The organism is Streptomyces sp. NPDC102274 (genome assembly GCF_044766385.1).
Taxonomy (GTDB): domain Bacteria; phylum Actinomycetota; class Actinomycetes; order Streptomycetales; family Streptomycetaceae; genus Streptomyces.
Window position 1 is genome coordinate 73,327 of record NZ_JBIWLW010000021.1, and the last position, 19,036, is coordinate 92,362.

The window sequence follows — 19,036 nt, forward strand, 5'->3', positions numbered from 1 at the left end:
GGCTCAGCCACTTGACCGCCCGGTGTTAGGCTGGCGCGCACAGGAGCGGGAGATAGTGGGCAGGAATGGGGGGTCCGGATGACCGACGCACTGCGCCCGATGGCCCGGCCGCGTTTGTACGAGCGGGTCCTCGACCGACTGCGCAGCTATGTCAGCGAGGGCAACCTCGGCGCGGGCGACCGACTGCCTCCCGAGCGGGAGTTGGCCCAGCGGCTGGGCGTGAGCCGCGCCTCCGTCAAGCAGGCGATCGTCGTCCTGGAGGTCCAGGGCCTGGTCGAGGTGCGGCACGGCGGCGGCACCTATCTGACCCGGGCCGGCCTCGATCCCGAGCCCGTCGAGCGACTGGTGGAGCGCAAGCGGCGGCTGCCCGATGTTCTGGAGGCGCGCGAGGCGCTGGAGACCAAGCTCGCCGAGCTCGCCGCCGAGCGGCGCACCGAACTGGATCTGGCGGCGCTGCACGACGCACTGCACCAGATGTCCGACGAGATCGAGGCGGGCGGCTACGGAGTGGAGGGCGACCGGCTCTTCCACACCGCTGTGACCGCCGCCGCGCACAGCGGTCTGCTCGCCGAGTTCATGCGCTCCATCACGGAGCAGATCGCCGAGAGCCGCAATGAGTCCCTGCGCCAGCCCGGCCGCCCCAAGCGGTCGTTGGCGCAGCACCGCGCCATCCTCGAAGCGATCGAGAGCGGCCGGGGCAAGGCCGCCGCGGCCGCGATGCGGCGCCATGTACAGACCGTGGCCAAGGTGCGCCTGCTGGAGTGGAATCCGGACGAGAGCGTCTGACACCTCCGGACAAGCCCCGAAACCGGCCCTCACGCCCGACCGGGATGAACCCGCTACGCTCACGTCGTGATCACTACCTGGGACCCCGCGACCACGGGCGTACTGCGGCTTCCCTCGGGCCGGCTCGTTCGGGGCCGGGGACTGCGCCGCCCGCTCCCGGCCGGCCCGGCGCCCGCCTTCGGGCTGTATCTGCTGGGCCATGAACCACCCCCCGTCGCCTGGGAGTCCCGCTGGCTCCGCTGGCCCGACTTCCGGCTGCCGTCCGACCGCGCGGCAGCCGCCGACGCGCTGCGTGAGGCATGGGAGCGCGCCGAGCGCGAGCGCGTCGAGGTCGCCTGCGGCGGCGGAATCGGCCGGACAGGAACGGCGCTGGGCTGCCTCGCCGTTCTGGACGGGGTGCCTCAGGACGAGGCGGTCGCCTACATCCGGGAGCACTACGCCCGGCGCGCCGTCGAGACTCCCTGGCAACGCCGCTTCGTCGCCCGCTTCCCCTGACTCCCCTGCGCACGAAGTCCGGCCGGCCGCTCGTCCATGCCGCTGGTCCATACCAAAGCCTTGACATGGCGTTGGTTCACTTCTTAAATCGTCCAGCAAGCGCTTCCTGCTGTCATGTGCGCGACATCCCCCACATTCCATGCGCCTCCGTTCACCGAACGGTCGCAGGAAGGATCGTCACAATGACCATGCTCAAGTCCCGTACGGCGCGCGGCCCGTTCCGCCTGCTCGTACTGCTCGCCCTCCTGCTCGGACTGGCCGCGGTGCCCGGCGTCGGACGCGCGCAGACACCGGCCGCCCCCGCGTTCAAGGTGCTCGCCTTCTACAACGGCACCTGGGACGCCGCCCACATCAGCTTCGTCCATGAAGCGAACGAGTGGTTCCCCAGGACCGCCGCCGCCAACAACTTCACCTACGAGTCGACCAACAACTGGAATCGCCTGACCAGCACGGCCCTGCGGGACTACCAGGTGGTGCTGTTCCTGGACGACTTGCCGCAGACGGCGGCTCAACGGTCCGGATTCGAGCAGTACATGCGGGCCGGCGGAGCCTGGATGGGCTTCCATGTCTCCGCGTTCACCACCGAGGCACAGAAGTGGCCGTGGTATCACCACGAGTTCCTGGGCAGCGGTGGGTTCAAGTCCAATACCTGGGGCCCCACCACCGCCGTGCTGCGGACCGAGAACCGTACCCATCCGTCGACCACCCGGCTCCCCGCGACGTTCACCTCGGCCGTGAGTGAGTGGTACAGCTGGGCGAACGACCTCAGGAAGAACCCCGCCATCAATATCCTGGCCTCGGTCGATCCGGTCAGCTTCCCGCTGGGCACGGACCCCAACCAGTCCTGGTACAGCGGGTATTACCCGATCGTGTGGACGAACAAGAACTACCGGATGCTGTACGCCAACTTCGGCCACAACGCCATGGACTATGGATCGGGCACCACACTGTCGTGGACGTTCGGCAACGAGGTCCAGAACCGGTTCGTCATCGACGGACTGAAGTGGCTCGGCGGTGTGACGGCCGGAGCCCCCGCGCGCCCGGCGGTCACGGGCGCGTCGGCCGCCACGGACGCGGCGGCCGCGCGGTAGGCCCTGTTCAGCGCGGGCGCCGTACGGCCGCCCGGCTCGGACCCCGGTCAGTTCAAGGTGTCGGGGTCCGGGCCGACGCGCAGACCGCGGTCGAGCGTGGCGAGCGCGGCCATGTCACCGGCCGAGAGCTCGAAGTCGAAGATGTCGATGTTCTCGTGGATCCGCGCCGGGGTGACGGACTTGGGGATGACGATGTTCCCGAGCTGAAGGTGCCAGCGCAGGATCACCTGGGCCGGTGTCTTCTCGTGCCGCCCCGCGATCTCGGTGAGCGCCTCCTCCTGGAGCAGGGCGCCCTGTGCCAGCGGGCTCCACGCCTCGGTCGCGATGCCGTGCTGGGCATGGAAGTCGCGCAGCTCCTCCTGCTGGAGGCCGGGGTGCAGCTCGATCTGGTTGACGGCCGGGACGATCCCGGTCTCGTCCAGCAGGCGCTGGAGATGTGCGGGCTGGAAGTTGGACACACCGATGGCGCGGGTCCTGCCGTCGGAGAGCAGCTTCTCCATCGCTCGCCAGGTGTCGATATAGCGGTCGCGCGCCGGAGCGGGCCAGTGGATGAGATACAGATCCACCCGGTCGAGGTCGAGCCTGGCGAGGCTCGCGTCGAACGCGGCGAGCGTCGAGTCGTACCCCTGGTCGTCGTTCCAGAGCTTGGTGGTGATGAACAGGTCCTCGCGGGGCAGGCCCGAGGAGGCGACGGCGCGGCCGACACCGCGCTCGTTGCGGTACAAGGTGGCGGTGTCGATGCTGCGATAGCCCGCGTCCAGCGCGGTCAGGACCGCGCCGGTGGTCTCTTCGTCGCCGACCTGGAAGACACCGAAGCCGAGCTGCGGGATCCGGACGCCGTTGTTGAGTACGACGTTGGGGACGGAATTCATGGTGTTCCTTTTCTTCGCGGGTTCACAATTCGCCGGTTCACCACAAGGGAAAATCGGTTCATACTGACAGAAAGATGGGCATACCGACTTCCAACGTAACGACGTCGGCGGCGCCGCGCGCTGTGGCGGTCCGCGGCCCCCGGACGGACGAGGGACGGACGAGCCGGGTCAGTGCGGCGCGGTGGTGGCCCGCTGGGCCTGCCGCGGGGCCGCCGTCCCGGCGACCGTCTGTCCGGCGGCGGACGTACGGCGCTCCAGGGCGCCGGAGACGACCGCGAGGATGAGGGCGGAGCCGGCCAGCGCCGCGCCGACCCAGTTCGGCGCCGTGTATCCGAGCCCCGCGGCGATGACGATGCCGCCGAGCCAGGCGGCCAGCGCGTTGCCGAGGTTGAAGGCGCCGATATTGACGGCGGAGGCCAGGGTGGGCGCGGCGGACGCCTGATCGAGGACCCGCTTCTGGAGCGGCGGCACGGTCGCGAAGCCCAGGGCGCCGATCAGGGTGAGGGTGACGGCCGCCGTGACCTTGTTGTGCGCGGTGAGGGTGAAGAGCGCCAGCACCACGGCCAGCGAGCCCAGGGACACATACAGCAGCGGCATCAGCCGGCGGTCGGCGAACCTGCCGCCGATCAGATTGCCGGCGACCATACCGAGACCGAAGAGCACCAGCAGCCAGGTGACCGAGGAGTCGGCGAAGCCGGCGGTCTCGGTCATCATCGGCGTGATGTAGGTGATCGCGGCGAAGACACCGCCGAAACCGAGCACGGTCATCGCCATGGCGAGCAGCACCTGCGCGTTGCGGAAGGCGGCGAGCTCATGCCGTATCCGTACGCCCTCGGGCCGGGGCTGTTCCGGTACGAGCTTCGCGATGCCCGCGAGGCCCAGGACACCGAGCCCGGCGACCACAATGAAGGTGGCCCGCCAGCCGGCGCTCTGGCCGAGGAAGGTGCCGACCGGTACGCCGACGACATTCGCGACGGTCAGCCCGGTGAACATCATGGCGATGGCGCCGGCCTTCCTCTCCGGAGCGACCAGACCGGCGGCGACGACGGATCCGATCCCGAAGAAGGCCCCGTGGGCGAACGAGGCGACGACACGCCCGGTGAGCATGAGTCCGAAGCTCGGGGCGAGCGCGGAGAGCACATTGCCCACCACGAACAGCCCCATCAGCACCATCAGCATCCGCTTGCGGGGGATCCGGGTGCCGAGAACGGTCATCAGCGGCGCGCCCAGCACGACTCCGAGGGCATAGCCGGTGACCAGCAGTCCGGCGGTGGGGATGGTGACGCCGTAGTCGGCGGCGACCTCGGGGAGCAGCCCCATGATCACGAATTCGGTGGTGCCGATCCCGAATGCCCCGATGGCCAGGGCGAGGAGCGCGAGTGGCATGGGTGTGGCCTTCCAGAACGACGATTGCACGTGCGCCTTACAAGCGACGACAATACTTGCAGACGCCGATTACTTGCAAACGCGCTATATTGCGGAAGTGCCCTACCCTTGGGTACGGGATCCGGTCCCGCCGCCGCCCGCCCTCATCTCCCGCAGGAGGAAGCCATGACCGCCACGGACACCGCGCTCACCGGGCTCGCCCAGGGCTGGTGCGCCCTCTCGCTGCTGCACGGCAGGATCGAGGGGCACATCGAGCGCGCGCTCCAGGCTGGGCACGGTCTCAGCGTCCGTGAGTACTCCCTGCTCGATGTCCTCAGCCGTCAGCACGACGGCGAGGGCGGCCATCTCCAGATGAAGCAGGTCGCCGAAGCGGTGGTCCTCAGCCAGAGCGCCACCACACGGCTGGTCACCCGGCTGGAGGACCGCGGACTGCTCACCCGCTATCTGTGCCCGACCGACCGCCGGGGGATCTACACGAATGTCAGCGAGGCGGGGCTGCGGCTGCTCGCCGAGGCGCGCCCCACCAATGACGCGGCGCTGCGGGAGGCGCTCGACGAGGCGGCGAAGGTCCCCGAGCTGGCCGCCCTGGTCAGGACCGTGGAGTCACCCGGCTCCGCCGTCTGACCCGCCCCTCGCACAGCGAAGAGCCGGACGGAACCCCTGGTCGGGGCTTCCGTCCGGCTCTTCTCACACAGCTCGCGCACCCGCTTCGTGCACGCGGATCAGCCGTACGGCGTCAGCTCTTCTTCGCGGAACCCCGGGCGCCGTAGCGGCGCTCGAACCGCTCCACCCGGCCGGCGGTGTCGAACACACGGCCCGTGCCGGTGTAGAAGGGATGGCTCGCGGAGGAGACCTCCACGTCGATGACGGGGTAGGTGTCGCCGTCCTCCCACTCCACACGCTGCGTCGAGTCCGCGGTCGAGCGCGTCAGGAACGCGGTGCCCGCCGCGCGGTCCCGGAAGACGACCGGACGGGAGACGGGGTGGATACGAGGCTTCATGGGAACTCCCTCCTCATGATGGATATCGTTTCCATCAAGTGCTTCGTCGGGGTAACGCGACAGCTCTCCTCGGCATTCCCCCGCCATGTCCCGAGCGCCGGAACAGGGGACACTGGGCGTGACGGGCTTCCCCCGGCCCGCCGAGGAATGCGCTCGCGGCCCGCCGAGTTCCCCCTTCGGCACGGGCGGGCGTCCGGGCCGAGACCGCCGGGGACGGCCCCGGTGGCGCAGCGCGGCGAACAGGAAAGTGGGCGGCACCCATGGGTGAGTTGATCCTGGTACGGCACGGAGAGACCGCCTGGTCCCGGTCCGGGCAGCACACCAGCTACACCGACCTGCCGTTGACCGAGCGTGGCGAGAGCGAGGCCCGTTCCCTGGCGCCCCTTCTCGCCGACCGCCGGATCGGCCTCACACTCGTCAGCCCGATGGCGCGCGCCCGGCGTACCGCTGAGCTGGCCGGTCTCGACGGGCTGCACGCCATGCCGGATCTGCGCGAGTGGAACTACGGCGGCTACGAGGGCGTCACCACGGACGAGATCCACCGCACGCGCCCCGGCTGGGACCTGTGGACCGACGGCACCGTCCCCGGTCCCGACGGCCGGCCCGGGGAGAGCCCCGCGGATGTCGGGCACCGTGCCGACCGGGTACTCGCCCAGGCCCTGGAGGGGTTGCGCTCAGGTGACGATGTCGCGCTCGTCTCGCACGCCCACTTCCTGCGGGTGCTCACCGCGCGCTATCTCGGGCTGGCCCCGGCCGCGGGAGCGCTGTTCCTTCTCGCCACCGGGACCGTCTCCCGCCTCGGGACGGAGCACGACCGGCCGGTGATCACCGCGTGGAACCTCGCCCTCCCCGAGAGCGTGCTGCGCGCCGCGCGGGAGAAGGAGAAGGCGGCCTGACCGGCGCGCCGGGGGCCGCGGGCTTCAGATCTCTCCGAGATCGGCCGAGAGCCAGTGCTCGGGCCGCATCCGGATGATGACCTGTTCGCCGTGCTCGGACGAGGCGAAGTCGACATACGCGGCGACCTTGTCCGCGGCGACATAGCGGGACGCCAGCTCGTGGAGCGCCTCGCGGGTGGCGGGTTCGGTCGCGGTGACGGAACCTTCGACCGATACGTAACGGACCGTGGGCTCGACGCGTTCGACCATCAGGGTGAAGCGGCCCGCCGCGGCGATGAGCCGGCCCTTGCGCGACTGCCGTCCGGTCATGATCCAGATGTCGCCGCCCGGCCGGTACTGGTACCAGATCGGCACCGTGAGCGGAGCCCGCCCCTCCGCCGCCTCCACCGCGAGCGCGGCGATATGCGGCTCGGCCAGGAACAGCTCGCGCTCTTCTCGGGTCAGTGCCACCGAAACTCCTCCGTCCCTCGGACCGGCCCCACCGCTTCCGTCGCGCGGCGGTCGTCCGGCACGGTCAAGCCCTCCCCCGTTTCGCGGGCGAGGTAACGGCAAGGGCGCCGGTCCGGCGGAAAGAAGCTCCACCGGGCCGGCGCCCTCTTGCTCCGTGCCGACTCCCCGGGGCCTTCTCAGCCCCCTGGGGACGGCGCTGTGTTACGAGGGGAGGATGTTCTCCGCCTGCGGGCCCTTCTGGCCCTGCGTGACCTCGAAGGTGACCTTCTGGCCTTCCTGGAGCTCACGGAAGCCGGTCGTCGCGATGTTCGAGTAGTGGGCGAACACGTCGGGGCCACCGCCGTCCTGCGCGATAAAGCCGAAGCCCTTTTCCGAGTTGAACCACTTCACTGTTCCACTGGCCATGCTGAGTCTCCGTTTCAAGGGACGCAAAGATTCCCGCACCGTACGGGAACCGGAGGTGATCGCCTTGGTCCGCAGAGACGCTGAACAGCACAAACGCCCGTGACGGCACGTCACGGGCGAGCGGTACTTCGGAACCACGACAGCTGATCAAGACGCTACAGGGCGCGAAGCGATACAGCCACAGAAACGACCAACTCTTGCGTCTGTGCCGCGTAATCGGAGCGCGAACGGCCCACGATCACCCGTTCGCCAGCAGGGCCACGGGGGGCGCGGGCGCTACCAGCGGGGGTGGATCGAGGCGCGCAGCCGACGGTCGTACAGTTCCTGGATCGCCTCCAGGGTCGACGGCGACAGCGGCGGGAGGGCCGCCGCCCCGCTGTTGGCCCGTGCCTGTTCGACGGAGCGGGCACCGGGGATGACGCTGCTGACGCCGGGCTGCTGGATGATCCAGCGCAGCGCGGTCGCGGCCGGGGTGGCGCCCTCGGGGGCCAGTCCGGCGAACTCCGCCGCGGCGGCCAGCCCCGTCCCGTACTCGATGCCGGAGAAGGTCTCGCCCTGGTCGAAGGCCTCGCCGTGCCGGTTGTACGTGCGGTGGTCGTTCTCGGCGAAGACCGTGTCCGCGGTGTACTTCCCGGTCAGCAGGCCGGAGGCGAGAGGCACGCGCGCGATGATGCCGACCCCCGCCGCGCGGGCGGCCGGCAGTACCTCCTTCAGCGGCTTGAGCCGGAAGGGGTTGAGGATGATCTGGACGCTCGCCACACCGGGGCGCGCGAGGGCGGCGAGCGCCTCGGCGCAGGTCTCGACGCTCACGGCGTAGGCGGCGATCCGCTCCTCCGCCACCAGGGTGTCGAGCGCGTCGTAGACCGCGTCGGACGTGTAGACGGGCGTGGGCGGGCAGTGCAGTTGTACGAGATCGAGGGTGTCCACGCCGAGATTGGCCCGCGAGCGGTCGTTCCACGCGCGGAAGTTGTCCAGAACGTAGTTCTCCGGGACCTGGTCGGCCCGTCGGCCCATCTTCGTCGCGACGAAGACCCCGGCGTCCGGGCGGCCCTTCAGATACCGGCCGATGAACTGCTCGCTGCGGCCGTCGCCGTACACATCAGCCGTGTCGAAGAAGGTGACGCCCGATTCCACGGCCGCGTCCAGGACGGCGAAGGCGTCCGATTCGGCCACCTCGCCCCAGTCGGCGCCCAACTGCCAGGTACCCAGCCCTACGACGGATACGTTTCGTCCTGTTTTGCCCAGTACACGCTGCTCCATACGGATCATGTTACGGCGTCGGCGGCGGGTAATTAATTTTGCGGATCGTGCACTTTTGCATACCCTGCAACATGTGAGAAGTGAGGGTGCGGCGCTGGGGCTCCGCGAGCGCAAGAAACAGGCCACGCGCGCGGCACTGGCGGGGGCGGCGGTGCGGCTGGCCGCCGAGCACGGCGCCGAGAATGTCACCGTCGAGGCGATCAGCGAGGCCGCGGGGGTCTCGCCGCGTACGTTCTTCAACTACTTCGACAGCCACGACGACGCGTTCGTCATGATCGACCGGGGCATCGGCGAGCGGGTACGGCGAGCGGTGCGCGAGGCACCGGCCTCGGTACCCGCGCTCGACGCGGTCCGCGAGGCGCTCGCCACCGAACTGGCCGATGTGGAGGAGCAGCAGGAGATCTGGGAGCTGCGGGCCACGGTGCTGCAGCGCTCCCCGCATCTGCTGCTCCGCGGCATGGGCGCACACATGGCCCAGGAGCGCGAACTGGCCGAGGCCATCGCGGAACGGCTCGGCGCGTCCGTGTTCCGTACAGCCGGGGGCGAGCGGAAGTCGCGCGACCCGGGGTCCTGCGCACAGGTCCCGGACGCCTCGGCGCTCGGGCTCTATCCGCGGCTTCTCGCCGCCGTCGCCACGACGGCCGTACGGGTCTCCGTCGAGCACTGGTGCGCTCACGACCCGGGGGTTACCTTCCCGGACGTCTTCCGGCGCGTCTTCGCTCATCTGGCCGCCGGTCTGCCGGAGCCGCCGGCCGACGGCTGACGGTCGGCTTCCCGCCCTTTCACCGCTTCCACCGGTTCCACCCAGGCATCAACCATGGACTTGAAGAAGGACACCGTGAGTGCAATAGAGGCGCCCGAGCAGGCGCCGACCTCCATGACCAACCGGCAGATACTCCAGGCCATGTCGGGGCTGATGGCCGGTATGTTCGTCGCCATCCTGGCCAGCACAGTGGTGGCCAACGCCCTGCCCCGGATCATCGCCGACCTCGACGGCAGTCAGTCGTCGTACACCTGGGTCGTCACCTCCGAACTGCTCGCCATGACGGCGACCGTGCCCCTCTGGGGCAAGCTGTCGGACCTCTACAACAAGAAGCTGCTGCTTCAGCTGTCGCTCGCCATGTTCGTGGTCGGATCCCTGTTGGCCGGCTTCTCCCAGGGCGTCGGCCTGCTCATCTTCAGCCGTGTCGTCCAGGGCATCGGCGCCGGCGGTCTGACCGCGCTCGCGCAGATCGTCATGGCCGCGGTCATTCCGCCCCGGCGGCTGGGCAAGTACTCCGGGATCTTCGGCGCCGTCTTCGCCGTGGGTACGGTCGCCGGACCGCTGATCGGCGGTGTGCTGGTGGACACCTCGTGGCTGGGCTGGCGCTGGTGCTTCTTCATCGGCGTGCCGTTCGCGCTGGCCGCGATCCTGATGCTCCAGCGCACGCTGCGCCTGCCCACGATCCGGCGCGAGGTGAAGATCGACTACCTGGGCGCGTTCCTGATCGTGGCGGGCGTCTCCGCGCTGCTGATCTGGACCTCCCTGGCGGGCAACCAGTTCGACTGGGCATCCTGGCAGACCTTCGCCCTGACCGCCACGGGCGTGGTGCTGCTGGTGGCCGCGGTCTTCGTGGAGGCCAGAGTCCCCGAGCCGATCATTCCGCTGGACATCTTCCGCAACCGCACGATCACCCTGACCACGGTCGCCAGCCTGCTGGTCGGTGTGGCCATGTTCGGCGGCACCGTCTTCCTGTCGCAGTACTTCCAGATCTCGCTCGGCAAGTCCCCGACCGTCGCCGGGCTGATGGGCCTGCCGATGATCCTCGGTCTGCTGGTCTCCTCCACCGTCGCCGGCCAGATCATCAGCGCCACCGGCAAGTGGAAGGTCTATCTGATCGCGGGCGGCGTGATCATGACGGCCGGCCTCGGCCTGCTCGCCACCATAAGCGCCGACACCGGCTTCGGGCTGCTCAGCCTCTACATGGCGGTGCTCGGTGTCGGCGTCGGGCTGCTGATGCAGAACCTGGTGCTGGCGGCGCAGAACGACGTACCTGCCGCCGAGCTGGGCGCGGCCACATCCGTCCTGTCGTTCTTCCGCAGCATGGGCGGAACGATCGGTACGAGCGTCCTCGGCGCGGTACTCGCCAACCGGGTGGCGGCCGAGATGACCAAGAGCCTGGGCGAGTCCGGCCAGGGCGCCTCCGGCGACTCGGGCCATGGCGCCGTACCCGACGTGTCGAAGCTGCCCGCCGCCATGCGGGAGATCGTGCAGCACGCCTACGGTGTGGCCACGGCGGAACTCTTCCTCGTCGCCGCGCCGTTCGCCGCGCTGGCGCTCGTCGCGGTGCTCTTCATCAAGGAGAAGCCGCTCAAGACGACGAGCGGGATGGAGCGGCTCGCGGAGGAGAGCAAGCAGGCGGAGGCGAGCTCCACGCCGGCTCCGCCCTCCCCGGTCGGCTGATCCCCGCGCATCACCGCACCGCATGACGTTACGGCCCCGGCCGCGCCCCCTCGGGTGCGACCGGGGCCGTACGCGTAGGCGACCGGGGCGTAGGGGTCAGTGATCGTCCCAGTGACCGTCGTGCTCGGCGTGGCGGTGTCCGTCGTGTACATAGTCCACATGGCCGCCATGAGGCACTGCCACATGGCCGCACCCTTCGCCGTGCTGGTGCGCGTGGCCACTGTGCGGGGCGTGGGCTCCGGGCTCGCATTCGTCCACATGGTCGTCGTGGACCGCGTGCACATGGCCGTCGTGTGCATAGTCCACATGCCCCTCGTGCGGGAACGCCACATGGCCGCAGCCCGCGCCGTGCTGGTGCGTGTGGTTCGGATGGGGGGCGTGCGCAGTGGTCATGGCTCTCTCCAGTTCGTTCGCGGAAGGCCGGCAGCGCCCGGTCCCGTCGTCGGCTCCGGCCCGATGCCGCCTCCCCAACGAGCCGTGCGCCGGACGCGTCACCGTCCGTGCGGTATTCGAGTGCGAGGCCGTTTTGGTAACGGTGTTCATTTGCATGTGGCGTTCGGCGGCATCACATCCGCGCTCCGCGCACTCAGAAGGTTCGCCATGGCCGTACCCAGACGGAAGATGTCCCGCAGCAACACCCGTCACCGCCGCGCCCAGTGGAAAGGCGTCACGCCGACCCTGGCGCCTGTCACCATCGACGGTACGTCCCATCTCGTACCGCAGCGACTCGTCACGGCGTACGAGCGCGGGCTACTGACCCCGGAGGGCTGAGCCGTGCGCGTGGCGTTCGTCGGCAGGGCGGCAGCGGCAAGACCACACTGTCGGCCCTCTTCGCCCGGCAGTCAGGGCCTCTCGTGTGGATCATGCCGGGCTCGCCCGGTTCGACCTGACGTTCCTGGTCGCCGAGCCCACGCGTAAGGGCGTCTCCGTCCACCGCCAGTACCGCGATCGCGCACGGGAGTCGGGATCGCGCTTGCCGTGGTCGGCAACAAGATCTCCCCACCGGGCCACCGCGCCCCCCATCCGGTGCGACGACGGAGCGGGGGCGGTGGGGCCGGGAGCCCCGCCGCCTCGTTCGCTGCCGCCGTGGCTCGGACGGATCAGGGACGGGTCGCGGCCAGCGGACGGTCGCGCCGTACCCCCACGCCCAGATTCTGGTGGATCTCCATCGTGGCCGTGGAGCGGTTGAGGGTGATGTAGTGCAGTCCGGGGGCGCCTTCGGCGAGCAGCCGTTCGGCCATGGCCGTGGCGTACTCGACACCGATGCGATGCCCGTCCTGCGGCCGGTCGCGGGCCTCTTCGAGCCGTTGGGCCAGTGCGTCGGGGAAGCGGGCGTCGCTGAGTTCGGCGAAGCGGCGGATCTGCCGTACGTCGGTGGCCGGCATGATCTCGGGGACGATCGGGGTCGTACAGCCCGCGGCCTCGATCCGGTCGCGGAGCCGCAGATAGTCGTCGACGTCGAAGAACATCTGCGTGATCGCGTAGTCGGCGCCCGCCCGGCACTTGGCGACGAAGTGGCGGATGTCGCTGTCCCAGTCGGGCGAGCGCGGATGGCGCTCGGGGAAGGCCGCCACCCCGACGGTGAAGTCGCCCAGTTCCCTGATGAGGGTGACGAGTTCACTGGCCTGGGCGAAGCCCTCCGGATGACGGACCCACTCACCGCGCGGGTCGCCCGGCGGGTCGCCGCGCAGCGCGAGCACGTCCCGGATACCGGCGTCCGCGTACTGGCCGATGATGTGGCGCAGTTCGGCGACCGAGTGGCCGACCGCGGTGAGATGGGCGACCGGGCGCAGCGTGGTCTCGGCGGCGATGCGCTTGGTGACCTCGATCGTGCGGTCGCGCGAGGAGCCGCCCGCGCCGTAGGTCACGGAGACGAAGGACGGCGCGAGCGCCTCGATCCGGCGGATCGCGTTCCACAGCGTGCGTTCCCCCGCCGGCGTCTTGGGCGGGAAGAACTCGAAGGAGTACGAGCGCTGCCCGTCGGCCATCAGGGCACGCGGGCCCGGCCTGGGGTGCTGCGGGAGGTCCGCGGTCTCTGCCGCCATAAGGAGGGGTCCTTCCTGGAGTCGCTCGGTGCGTGATCGAATACGGTGCGCACACACTAGCCGCGATGCGCTCCGCTCCCTCGCCATGACCACGGATTGATCACGCAGTGATCACCGAGAGGACGCTTCCGGGGCCAACCACCCTGCCGCCGTGCGGAGTTCAGGACCGGGCGGGGACGTCCCCAACACCTCGCGGGCACGCCGCCGTCACGGCCGGCGCCCACCGTATGGAACCGCACCCCGGAACTCCCGCGAACTCAACCTTTCGCACCCGCTCGAACGCCGCACAGTCCGCGGGCGAGGCCACCGTCCGTGCCCTGCCCGGCTGTTCGCGCAGCAGCCGCGACGCCGGGCCGGACACACCACGCGGCGGCGGCGCCGGGCCCGGCCCGAGTCGGCGCGGAAGTGGCCGGGCAGGGAGGCGAGTCCGTACTCGCCGGACATGGGGGTCAGACGTTCCAGACACCGCCGGCGGCGGCGTCACGGGCGAAGTCGGAGAAGTCACGGGGCTTGCGGCCGAGGGCTTCCTCCACACCGTGCACCAGGTGCGCGTTGCGGCCGTCGAGGATCAGGCCGAACAGGTCGGCGAACTCGACCGGCTGCCCGTGCTCCGCCAGCGCGGCGCGGTAGTCGTCGATCGAGACCGGGATGTAGCCGATCTCCCGGCCGGTGGCCTTGGACAGCTCGGTGGCGACGTCCTGGAAGCTGAGCAGCCGGGGGCCGGAGAGTTCATAGGTCCTGCCGATGTGCCGGTCTCCGGTCAGCGCGGCGACGGCCACATCGGCGATGTCGTCGGTGTCCACGAAGGGCTCGACGGCGTCGCCGGTCGGCAGCGCCAGTTCCCCGGCGAGGACGGGTTCGAGGAAGAAGCTCTCGTTGAAGTTCTGGTTGAACCAACTGGCCCGGACCACCGTCCAGTCGGCGCCGGACTCCTTCATCTTCTCCTCTCCGGCCCGCGCACCCTCCTCGCCGCGGCCGGAGAGCAGCACCAGACGGCGTGCGCCGTGGGCGACGGCGAACGCGGAGAACTCGCCGACGACCTCGGCGGCCCCGGGGAAACCGAGGTCGGGGTAGTAGGTGATGTATACGGCTCCGACGCCCTCCAGCGCGCCCTCCCAGGTGGCCGGGTCCTCCCATACGAAGGGCCGGTCGGCGTTACGCGAACCGATGCGTATCGGAAGGCCCCTGTCGGCCAGCCGCTCCGCGACCCTCCGTCCGGTCTTGCCGGTGCCACCGATGACGAGCGTCGTCTTCATCTCCGCCTGGGCGTACTGCGTGGTCTGTGTCATGCGTACAGTCAAATCCACCCCGGTGAGACGGGACATGGCCACGAATCTCAGTTCCATACGCGTGCGTCTACGGCCTCACCCGGGAAGAACCCCGGCCGGGACGGATGATTCACCCCTCGCTCGCGCGGGGACGGGCGGGCGGCAGCGGGCCGCTCAAGAGGCGCTTGAGGCCGATCGGAGAGCACGGACGGCTTCGACGCGAGCGCCGCGGTCCGGCGCCACGTCCAGTTCGAGCAGCAGGCGCGGCATCACCACGCTGGGCAGCAGATGCGCCCACATCACCGACATCCGGCGCTCCACATCGCCGCGGCCGGCCACGAGGCGCGCGTAGACCTGGATCCCCGCCCAGGCGCTGACCACCAGGTCGGCCGTCTCCCGAGGCACGGCGTACGGCAGAAGTTCGCCCCGCTCCGCCGCCCGCAGCAGCAGGTCCTCGCCCAGCCCCGCCCACACCGGGAAGGGGCTGGCCTCGGAGAAGTCGACCGATCCCGGCTCCATGGCCAGCCGGAGACCCGCCCTGACGATCAGGTCGTGCAGGGAGCGGTACGCGGCGGCCATGGTCATGTCGATGAGCTCCTGGACATGCGAATCCGCCGGTTCCACGGTGAGATCCCCGGTCAGTTCGCGCAGCACGCCCCACGCCAGCTCCTCCTTGGACGAGAAGTGGAAGTAGAGGGCACCCTTGGTCGCCCCGGAGCGCGCCGTGATCTCTTTGATCGTCGCGGCGTCGTAGCCGTACCGGTCGAATACCGAGGCCGCCGCCTCCAGGATCACGGCGCGTGTTCTGATCGCACGCTGCTGTGCCATCGGGATGCTCCCGTCGCACCGTCAAAGGGTTCGCCGAGCCGGTCTCACTCGTTAACCCTTCGTTCACTGTCAAGGGTACCTACCGAACCGGGCGGTCCGTATGTTCCGGCCGCGTATTCCTCGACCACCGCGAGATGGTCCGCGGCCAGCAGGGCGGCGGCGGGGCGGCGCGCTGGGGGCACCCGGCGCAGGGCGCGCCCGCGGGAGCGGCGCGTGAGCAGTTCGATGGAGTAGGGGGATCGCGGCGAGAGCAGGAAGGCGCGGGCCCGACGCCGCGCGGCACGCCGCAGGACGACATAGAACCCCACCGCGACAAGGAAGTTGATGGCCACCTTGCCGGCGAGCCCCGGGGCGGAGCCGAGCAGGGGCGAGTCGAAGAGCCAGTGCATGCTCATGGCGGTCAGCAGACAGAGGGCCGCCGGTACGATCCGCCGGCGCATCGGCCGGCCGCCGTGGGCGAGCAGGATGCCGACGCCCGTCCCCGAGACGGCGCTCATCGACCAGTGCGAGCCGAGACCGGTCAGCCCGACCCGGGTGACGAAGGACTGGAGGACGTCGTTGTCCGCGTTCACTCCCCCACCGCTGAGGATGGAGTTCATCGCGTAGGTCCAGTTCTCCATGACCTGGAAGCCGAGACCGGTGAAGGCGCCGAGGAAGAACCCGTCGAGCGGCCCGCGTACCAACTGCCGTGCTCCGAGGGCGATCAGCGCGACGCCGGACGCCTTGAGGAGTTCCTCGTTGAGGGGGGCGGTGAGCGCGGCGCCCCACTGCGAGCCGAAGTCGATACCGGCCGCCTTGGACCAGATGCCCTGGAGCCCGCCGTTGGCCACGATCGCGCAGCCGCTCGCCGCGGTGGCCCCCCAGGCGACCCCGCTCCAGGCCCAGCCGCGCGGCGGCGCCCGGAACGGACGTACCCGCCCCAGGACGGCCACGCCGATGCCCAGGGTGAACAGCAGCAGCAGGAAGGCCAGCAGCGCCGGGCCCGGGAACACCCGGATGGCCGGGCCGAATTCGAAAGCGAGCAGCGCGAGACCGAGGACGCACAGGACGCCGCACAGCCAGCCCACCGGCCGCCGTCGGACGGAGCCGCGCAGTCCGGTGCGGGGGGAGGTCACGGCCGCCGTCGTCACGGCGCATCCTGCGGGAAGGCGACGGAACGGACCATGGCGGCGGCGTCCGCCGAGACGCGCGGATCCGCGTCCGCCCCGGCCAGTACGGTGATCTCGACCGCGTAGCTCAGGTCCGGCGGCAGCAATACCGTGGCCGTGCCCGTACGGCCGCCACGGGTCAGTGTGCCCGTCTCGCCGTGGGCGCCCCTGGCGCTGGTGACGGGGTGAGGAGGACCGAGCCGGGTGTTCCCGTCCGGGACGGACTGGACCTTGCGCAGGCCCGCCCACAGCTCTCCGGCCTGGCCGGGCGTCGTGAGGGCGACATACCCCGCGACCAGGTCGACGCCGTCGCGGGTCAGTACGTACATCGAGTCCGGATCGCTCGCCGACTTGCTGAGCGCCCAGCCCGCGCCGGTCACCCGCAGCACCGCGATGTTGTCATCGGGCCCCAGCTCCAGCAGTGTGCCGTCCGGCAACCGCTCGTGATCGTTCAGGGCCAGGCCGATCAGCGGCCAGCCCGCGGTCAGAGCCGCCATGACGAGCAGGACGCCGATGACCGACGACCGGGCCCTCCGGGAGGTTCGCCGCGGTGGGCGCCAGATGTCCGATGCGGAGTCCATCCCCCTACGGTCGGCCAGGGACCGGGTTCACGCAGCATCAGTGACTCATACGAGTGGCCGCGGAACCGGAGCCGATGTCATCGCCGGGACGGTCCTGGGCGTCATGCCGCAGCGGGGTGAGCTGCTCGATGTCGTAGCGCAGCCGGAGATCGGCGATGGCGGCCGGATCGGGCGTTCCGCCGTCCTTGAGGATGTCGAGCAACTCCTCGAAGTACCGCTCGTGGTCGGAGGGCGGGGACGACTGGAAGAACATCTTGGCCGGGCCGTCTCCCCGGTTGGCGAACGCGTGCGGACAGCCGGGGGGTACGACGATGACGGTGCCCGGTGTGGCCCGCACGGACTTCAGCCCCGACGCGGACTCCCAGTGCCGCCAGTCCTCGCCGAGCACCCGCGGTTCGAAGGCCATCACGTCGAGCTCACCGTCGAGGATGTAGAACAGTTCCTCGCTGTGCGTGTGCCGGTGGGCGCCGACGTCGAAGCCGGGAGGCACGACGACCTCGAAGCTGGAGGAGACCCGGGAGTGCTCTCCGGTGACCTTGAAGGTCACCTGCTGGGCATCGGTGAGGATGGTGGTGCCCCCGCCCGGAGGGACGATGAGCCCCTCGGCCTGGGTCAGCTGGGTCATGCGGTGCTCCATGACGGTGGGGACGGTGGTCGTACGGCGGTGCGGTGGCGCGGAGCCGTTCGGGTGAAGGGGCCCTGGACGTACATGGACGACTCCGACGACGCGGCGAGGTGCCGTGCCAGGCGTCGGGGGCCGTCGGGGGCCCACGAAGACCGGCCGGACAGGGACTGGGCAGCCGTCTCACCGTCATCGTCATCTCACCGGTTCGCTCACGGGCGACGGCTCGCTGCCGCGTTCCAGCCTTTCCATGACCTGGCGTCCGGTCAGCACGGTGTCGACGGAGGCGCCGGTGGTCGTCCAGCGCCCCAGCGCCATTTCGGCGGTGATGCCGGGCCCGAATCCGGCGATGATGCCGCGCGCGCCGTCGGCCACCCTGCCCTCGTCGAAGAGCCTGCGCACCGCGTCGAGGACGACGGCGCTGGCGATATTGCCGTACTCGGTGAGCGTGCCTCTGCTGAACCGGAACGCCGCCGGCGGCACTTCGAGGAAGCGGCTGAGGTCGTCCAGGATCCGCGGGCCGCCCGCGTGGATGATGTAGAAATCGAGCCCGGTGGCGTCCCAGCCGTGCTGGTCGGCGATCGTGCGCAGTGCGGGCGCCAGCGGCTCCATCGTGGTGGGCACCCGCTTGTCCAGCAGGAAGTGGAAACCGGTGGCCCGGACGCTGTACGCGATCCAGTCGATGGTATCCGGTACGAGATGGGAGCCGTTGCGCTCCAGCGCGATCCCCGTGCCGCCCGCGCCGCGTACGACGGCGGCGGCGACGGCGTCTCCGAACAGCCCGTTGGACAGCAGCGATCCGACCCCGAGGTCGGTCGGCTGGTAGCAGAGCGAACAGAATTCGCAGGCGACGACGAGTACGTTGGCGCCGGGGTACGAGCGGCAGAAGTCGTGCGCCCTGTTGATGGCCGCGCCGCCCGCCGCACAGCCGAGTTGGGCGATCGGGAGCTGACGGGTGTGGCCGGGGAAGCCCATGGTGTTGATCAGCCAGGCGGTCAGCGACGGCATCATGAAACCGGTGCAGGAGACGTAGACGATCATGTCGATGTCCGCGGGGCGCAGCTCGGCGTGGTCGAGGGCGCGCTCGATCACCTCGGGGACCCGTGCCTTGGCCTCGGCCTCGTACAGCATGTTCCGATCCTCGAAGCCGGGATGCCGAAGCGTTTCCTCGATCGGCTGCACGATATGCCGCTTGGCCACCCCGGTGTTCTGGATCAGCCGTAGGGCCAGGGGCAGTTGAGGATGGTCCGCATGCAGCGAGCGCGCGAGGGCGAGCGTGTCCTCCATGGTGATCACGTACTGGGGAACCGAGACCGCTGGTTTGCACAGAGTCGCCACGTCGCTCCCTCTCTTTCACTCGTGTTCGCTGTGAACTGCGGCCCACACTCACCGGTGGTCACCCACCCCGCAACCCGGGAATGGGGAGGTGGAATGAGGCGGCGGCCGCCGCCCCGAAGGGT

General features: G+C 70.1%; 22 protein-coding genes and 1 pseudogene. 9 read left to right on the top strand and 14 right to left on the bottom strand.

Annotation, left to right across the window (positions count from 1 at the left end; all coding sequences use genetic code 11):
- Positions 1-78: 78 nt before the first annotated feature.
- The 3 genes from ACIRQP_RS25995 (at position 79) to ACIRQP_RS26005 (ending at position 2,372) form a co-directional block, all read left to right on the top strand.
- Positions 79-786 carry a FadR/GntR family transcriptional regulator gene (locus tag ACIRQP_RS25995; RefSeq protein ID WP_403893548.1) on the top strand — a complete coding sequence of 236 codons (708 nt, stop codon included), beginning with the start codon at positions 79-81 and terminating at the stop codon, positions 784-786.
- 66 nt (positions 787-852) lie between these two features.
- Complete coding sequence (locus ACIRQP_RS26000; RefSeq protein WP_403893549.1) at positions 853-1,281, top strand: protein-tyrosine phosphatase family protein; 429 nt, start codon at positions 853-855, stop codon at positions 1,279-1,281.
- Positions 1,282-1,463: 182 nt separating this feature from the next.
- Positions 1,464-2,372, top strand: coding sequence for a ThuA domain-containing protein (locus ACIRQP_RS26005; protein ID WP_403893550.1), 909 nt, complete (start codon positions 1,464-1,466; stop codon positions 2,370-2,372).
- Between the two features lie 47 nt (positions 2,373-2,419).
- On the opposite strand, the gene ACIRQP_RS26010 is transcribed toward ACIRQP_RS26005, so the two are convergent.
- Entirely contained in the window at positions 2,420-3,244 is an 825-nt protein-coding gene (locus tag ACIRQP_RS26010) for an aldo/keto reductase (protein ID WP_403893551.1), read from the bottom strand.
- 168 nt (positions 3,245-3,412) lie between these two features.
- The gene (locus ACIRQP_RS26015; RefSeq protein ID WP_403893552.1) at positions 3,413-4,630 is read right to left on the bottom strand and encodes an MFS transporter; all 1,218 of its coding nucleotides are present in this window, start codon (positions 4,628-4,630) and stop codon (positions 3,413-3,415) included.
- 165 nt (positions 4,631-4,795) lie between these two features.
- Here ACIRQP_RS26015 and ACIRQP_RS26020 point away from each other — a divergent pair, with 165 nt between their 5' ends.
- The gene (locus tag ACIRQP_RS26020; RefSeq protein ID WP_403893553.1) at positions 4,796-5,254 is read left to right on the top strand and encodes a MarR family winged helix-turn-helix transcriptional regulator; all 459 of its coding nucleotides are present in this window, start codon (positions 4,796-4,798) and stop codon (positions 5,252-5,254) included.
- A 112-nt stretch (positions 5,255-5,366) separates the two neighbouring features.
- On the opposite strand, the gene ACIRQP_RS26025 is transcribed toward ACIRQP_RS26020, so the two are convergent.
- Entirely contained in the window at positions 5,367-5,630 is a 264-nt protein-coding gene (locus ACIRQP_RS26025; RefSeq protein WP_403893554.1) for a type B 50S ribosomal protein L31, read from the bottom strand.
- A 260-nt stretch (positions 5,631-5,890) separates the two neighbouring features.
- Between ACIRQP_RS26025 and ACIRQP_RS26030 the strand changes: the two genes are divergently transcribed.
- Positions 5,891-6,526, top strand: a complete 636-nt coding sequence (locus ACIRQP_RS26030; protein WP_403893555.1) for a histidine phosphatase family protein — start codon at positions 5,891-5,893, stop codon at positions 6,524-6,526.
- A gap of 24 nt (positions 6,527-6,550) precedes the next feature.
- Here the strand turns inward: ACIRQP_RS26030 and ACIRQP_RS26035 are convergent, their stop codons facing one another.
- The 3 genes from ACIRQP_RS26035 to ACIRQP_RS26045 all read right to left on the bottom strand — a co-directional run bounded on the left by ACIRQP_RS26035 (position 6,551) and on the right by ACIRQP_RS26045 (position 8,650).
- Complete coding sequence (locus tag ACIRQP_RS26035) at positions 6,551-6,976, bottom strand: pyridoxamine 5'-phosphate oxidase family protein (protein WP_403893556.1); 426 nt, start codon at positions 6,974-6,976, stop codon at positions 6,551-6,553.
- A 201-nt stretch (positions 6,977-7,177) separates the two neighbouring features.
- Positions 7,178-7,381 carry a cold-shock protein gene (locus tag ACIRQP_RS26040; protein WP_403893557.1) on the bottom strand — a complete coding sequence of 68 codons (204 nt, stop codon included), beginning with the start codon at positions 7,379-7,381 and terminating at the stop codon, positions 7,178-7,180.
- A gap of 276 nt (positions 7,382-7,657) precedes the next feature.
- Positions 7,658-8,650 (bottom strand): aldo/keto reductase, encoded by a 993-nt coding sequence (locus tag ACIRQP_RS26045; RefSeq protein ID WP_403893558.1) that lies wholly within the window; start codon positions 8,648-8,650, stop codon positions 7,658-7,660.
- A gap of 55 nt (positions 8,651-8,705) precedes the next feature.
- Between ACIRQP_RS26045 and ACIRQP_RS26050 the strand changes: the two genes are divergently transcribed.
- Positions 8,706-9,404, top strand: coding sequence for a TetR family transcriptional regulator (locus ACIRQP_RS26050; protein ID WP_403893622.1), 699 nt, complete (start codon positions 8,706-8,708; stop codon positions 9,402-9,404).
- A gap of 114 nt (positions 9,405-9,518) precedes the next feature.
- Complete coding sequence (locus ACIRQP_RS26055) at positions 9,519-11,084, top strand: MDR family MFS transporter (protein ID WP_403893623.1); 1,566 nt, start codon at positions 9,519-9,521, stop codon at positions 11,082-11,084.
- 96 nt (positions 11,085-11,180) lie between these two features.
- Here the strand turns inward: ACIRQP_RS26055 and ACIRQP_RS26060 are convergent, their stop codons facing one another.
- A complete protein-coding gene (locus tag ACIRQP_RS26060; RefSeq protein ID WP_403893559.1) occupies positions 11,181-11,477 on the bottom strand; it encodes a hypothetical protein in 297 nt (98 codons plus the stop codon).
- A 207-nt stretch (positions 11,478-11,684) separates the two neighbouring features.
- On the opposite strand from ACIRQP_RS26060, the gene rpmF reads away from it, so the two are divergent.
- Together rpmF and ACIRQP_RS26070 are read left to right on the top strand one after the other, a co-directional pair.
- On the top strand, positions 11,685-11,855 hold the full coding sequence (gene rpmF, locus ACIRQP_RS26065; RefSeq protein ID WP_403893560.1) for a 50S ribosomal protein L32: 171 nt from the start codon (positions 11,685-11,687) through the stop codon (positions 11,853-11,855).
- A gap of 106 nt (positions 11,856-11,961) precedes the next feature.
- Positions 11,962-12,083: pseudogene (locus tag ACIRQP_RS26070) on the top strand (ATP-binding protein); the annotation flags it as partial.
- A gap of 101 nt (positions 12,084-12,184) precedes the next feature.
- On the opposite strand, the gene metF reads toward ACIRQP_RS26070, so the two are convergent.
- The 7 genes from metF to ACIRQP_RS26105 form a co-directional block, all read right to left on the bottom strand.
- Positions 12,185-13,129 (bottom strand): methylenetetrahydrofolate reductase [NAD(P)H], encoded by a 945-nt coding sequence (gene metF / locus ACIRQP_RS26075; protein ID WP_403893561.1) that lies wholly within the window; start codon positions 13,127-13,129, stop codon positions 12,185-12,187.
- A gap of 449 nt (positions 13,130-13,578) precedes the next feature.
- Positions 13,579-14,418, bottom strand: coding sequence for an NAD(P)H-binding protein (locus tag ACIRQP_RS26080; protein ID WP_403893562.1), 840 nt, complete (start codon positions 14,416-14,418; stop codon positions 13,579-13,581).
- 153 nt (positions 14,419-14,571) lie between these two features.
- Complete coding sequence (locus ACIRQP_RS26085; RefSeq protein ID WP_403893563.1) at positions 14,572-15,225, bottom strand: ScbR family autoregulator-binding transcription factor; 654 nt, start codon at positions 15,223-15,225, stop codon at positions 14,572-14,574.
- A gap of 44 nt (positions 15,226-15,269) precedes the next feature.
- The gene (locus ACIRQP_RS26090; protein ID WP_403893564.1) at positions 15,270-16,355 is read right to left on the bottom strand and encodes a PrsW family intramembrane metalloprotease; all 1,086 of its coding nucleotides are present in this window, start codon (positions 16,353-16,355) and stop codon (positions 15,270-15,272) included.
- Entirely contained in the window at positions 16,352-16,870 is a 519-nt protein-coding gene (locus ACIRQP_RS26095) for a hypothetical protein (protein ID WP_403893565.1), read from the bottom strand. The genes ACIRQP_RS26090 and ACIRQP_RS26095 overlap by 4 nt, the downstream gene beginning before the upstream one ends.
- Before the next feature lie 121 nt (positions 16,871-16,991).
- Positions 16,992-17,579: a cupin domain-containing protein gene (locus ACIRQP_RS26100; RefSeq protein ID WP_403893566.1), complete on the bottom strand. Its 588-nt coding sequence runs from the start codon at positions 17,577-17,579 to the stop codon at positions 16,992-16,994.
- Positions 17,580-17,771: 192 nt separating this feature from the next.
- Positions 17,772-18,914, bottom strand: a complete 1,143-nt coding sequence (locus ACIRQP_RS26105; protein WP_403893567.1) for a type III polyketide synthase — start codon at positions 18,912-18,914, stop codon at positions 17,772-17,774.
- Positions 18,915-19,036 lie beyond the last annotated feature (122 nt).

Coding starts and splice junctions, on each gene's coding strand:
- ACIRQP_RS25995 (WP_403893548.1), top strand. CDS start 79: ATGACCGACGCACTGCGCCCGATGGCCCGGCCGCGTTTGTACGAGCGG.
- ACIRQP_RS26005 (WP_403893550.1), top strand. CDS start 1,464: ATGACCATGCTCAAGTCCCGTACGGCGCGCGGCCCGTTCCGCCTGCTC.
- ACIRQP_RS26010 (WP_403893551.1), bottom strand. CDS start 3,244: ATGAATTCCGTCCCCAACGTCGTACTCAACAACGGCGTCCGGATCCCG.
- ACIRQP_RS26015 (WP_403893552.1), bottom strand. CDS start 4,630: ATGCCACTCGCGCTCCTCGCCCTGGCCATCGGGGCATTCGGGATCGGC.
- ACIRQP_RS26020 (WP_403893553.1), top strand. CDS start 4,796: ATGACCGCCACGGACACCGCGCTCACCGGGCTCGCCCAGGGCTGGTGC.
- ACIRQP_RS26025 (WP_403893554.1), bottom strand. CDS start 5,630: ATGAAGCCTCGTATCCACCCCGTCTCCCGTCCGGTCGTCTTCCGGGAC.
- ACIRQP_RS26030 (WP_403893555.1), top strand. CDS start 5,891: ATGGGTGAGTTGATCCTGGTACGGCACGGAGAGACCGCCTGGTCCCGG.
- ACIRQP_RS26040 (WP_403893557.1), bottom strand. CDS start 7,381: ATGGCCAGTGGAACAGTGAAGTGGTTCAACTCGGAAAAGGGCTTCGGC.
- ACIRQP_RS26045 (WP_403893558.1), bottom strand. CDS start 8,650: ATGATCCGTATGGAGCAGCGTGTACTGGGCAAAACAGGACGAAACGTA.
- ACIRQP_RS26055 (WP_403893623.1), top strand. CDS start 9,519: ATGACCAACCGGCAGATACTCCAGGCCATGTCGGGGCTGATGGCCGGT.
- ACIRQP_RS26060 (WP_403893559.1), bottom strand. CDS start 11,477: ATGACCACTGCGCACGCCCCCCATCCGAACCACACGCACCAGCACGGC.
- rpmF (WP_403893560.1), top strand. CDS start 11,685: ATGGCCGTACCCAGACGGAAGATGTCCCGCAGCAACACCCGTCACCGC.
- metF (WP_403893561.1), bottom strand. CDS start 13,129: ATGGCGGCAGAGACCGCGGACCTCCCGCAGCACCCCAGGCCGGGCCCG.
- ACIRQP_RS26080 (WP_403893562.1), bottom strand. CDS start 14,418: ATGACACAGACCACGCAGTACGCCCAGGCGGAGATGAAGACGACGCTC.
- ACIRQP_RS26085 (WP_403893563.1), bottom strand. CDS start 15,225: ATGGCACAGCAGCGTGCGATCAGAACACGCGCCGTGATCCTGGAGGCG.
- ACIRQP_RS26095 (WP_403893565.1), bottom strand. CDS start 16,870: ATGGCGGCTCTGACCGCGGGCTGGCCGCTGATCGGCCTGGCCCTGAAC.
- ACIRQP_RS26100 (WP_403893566.1), bottom strand. CDS start 17,579: ATGACCCAGCTGACCCAGGCCGAGGGGCTCATCGTCCCTCCGGGCGGG.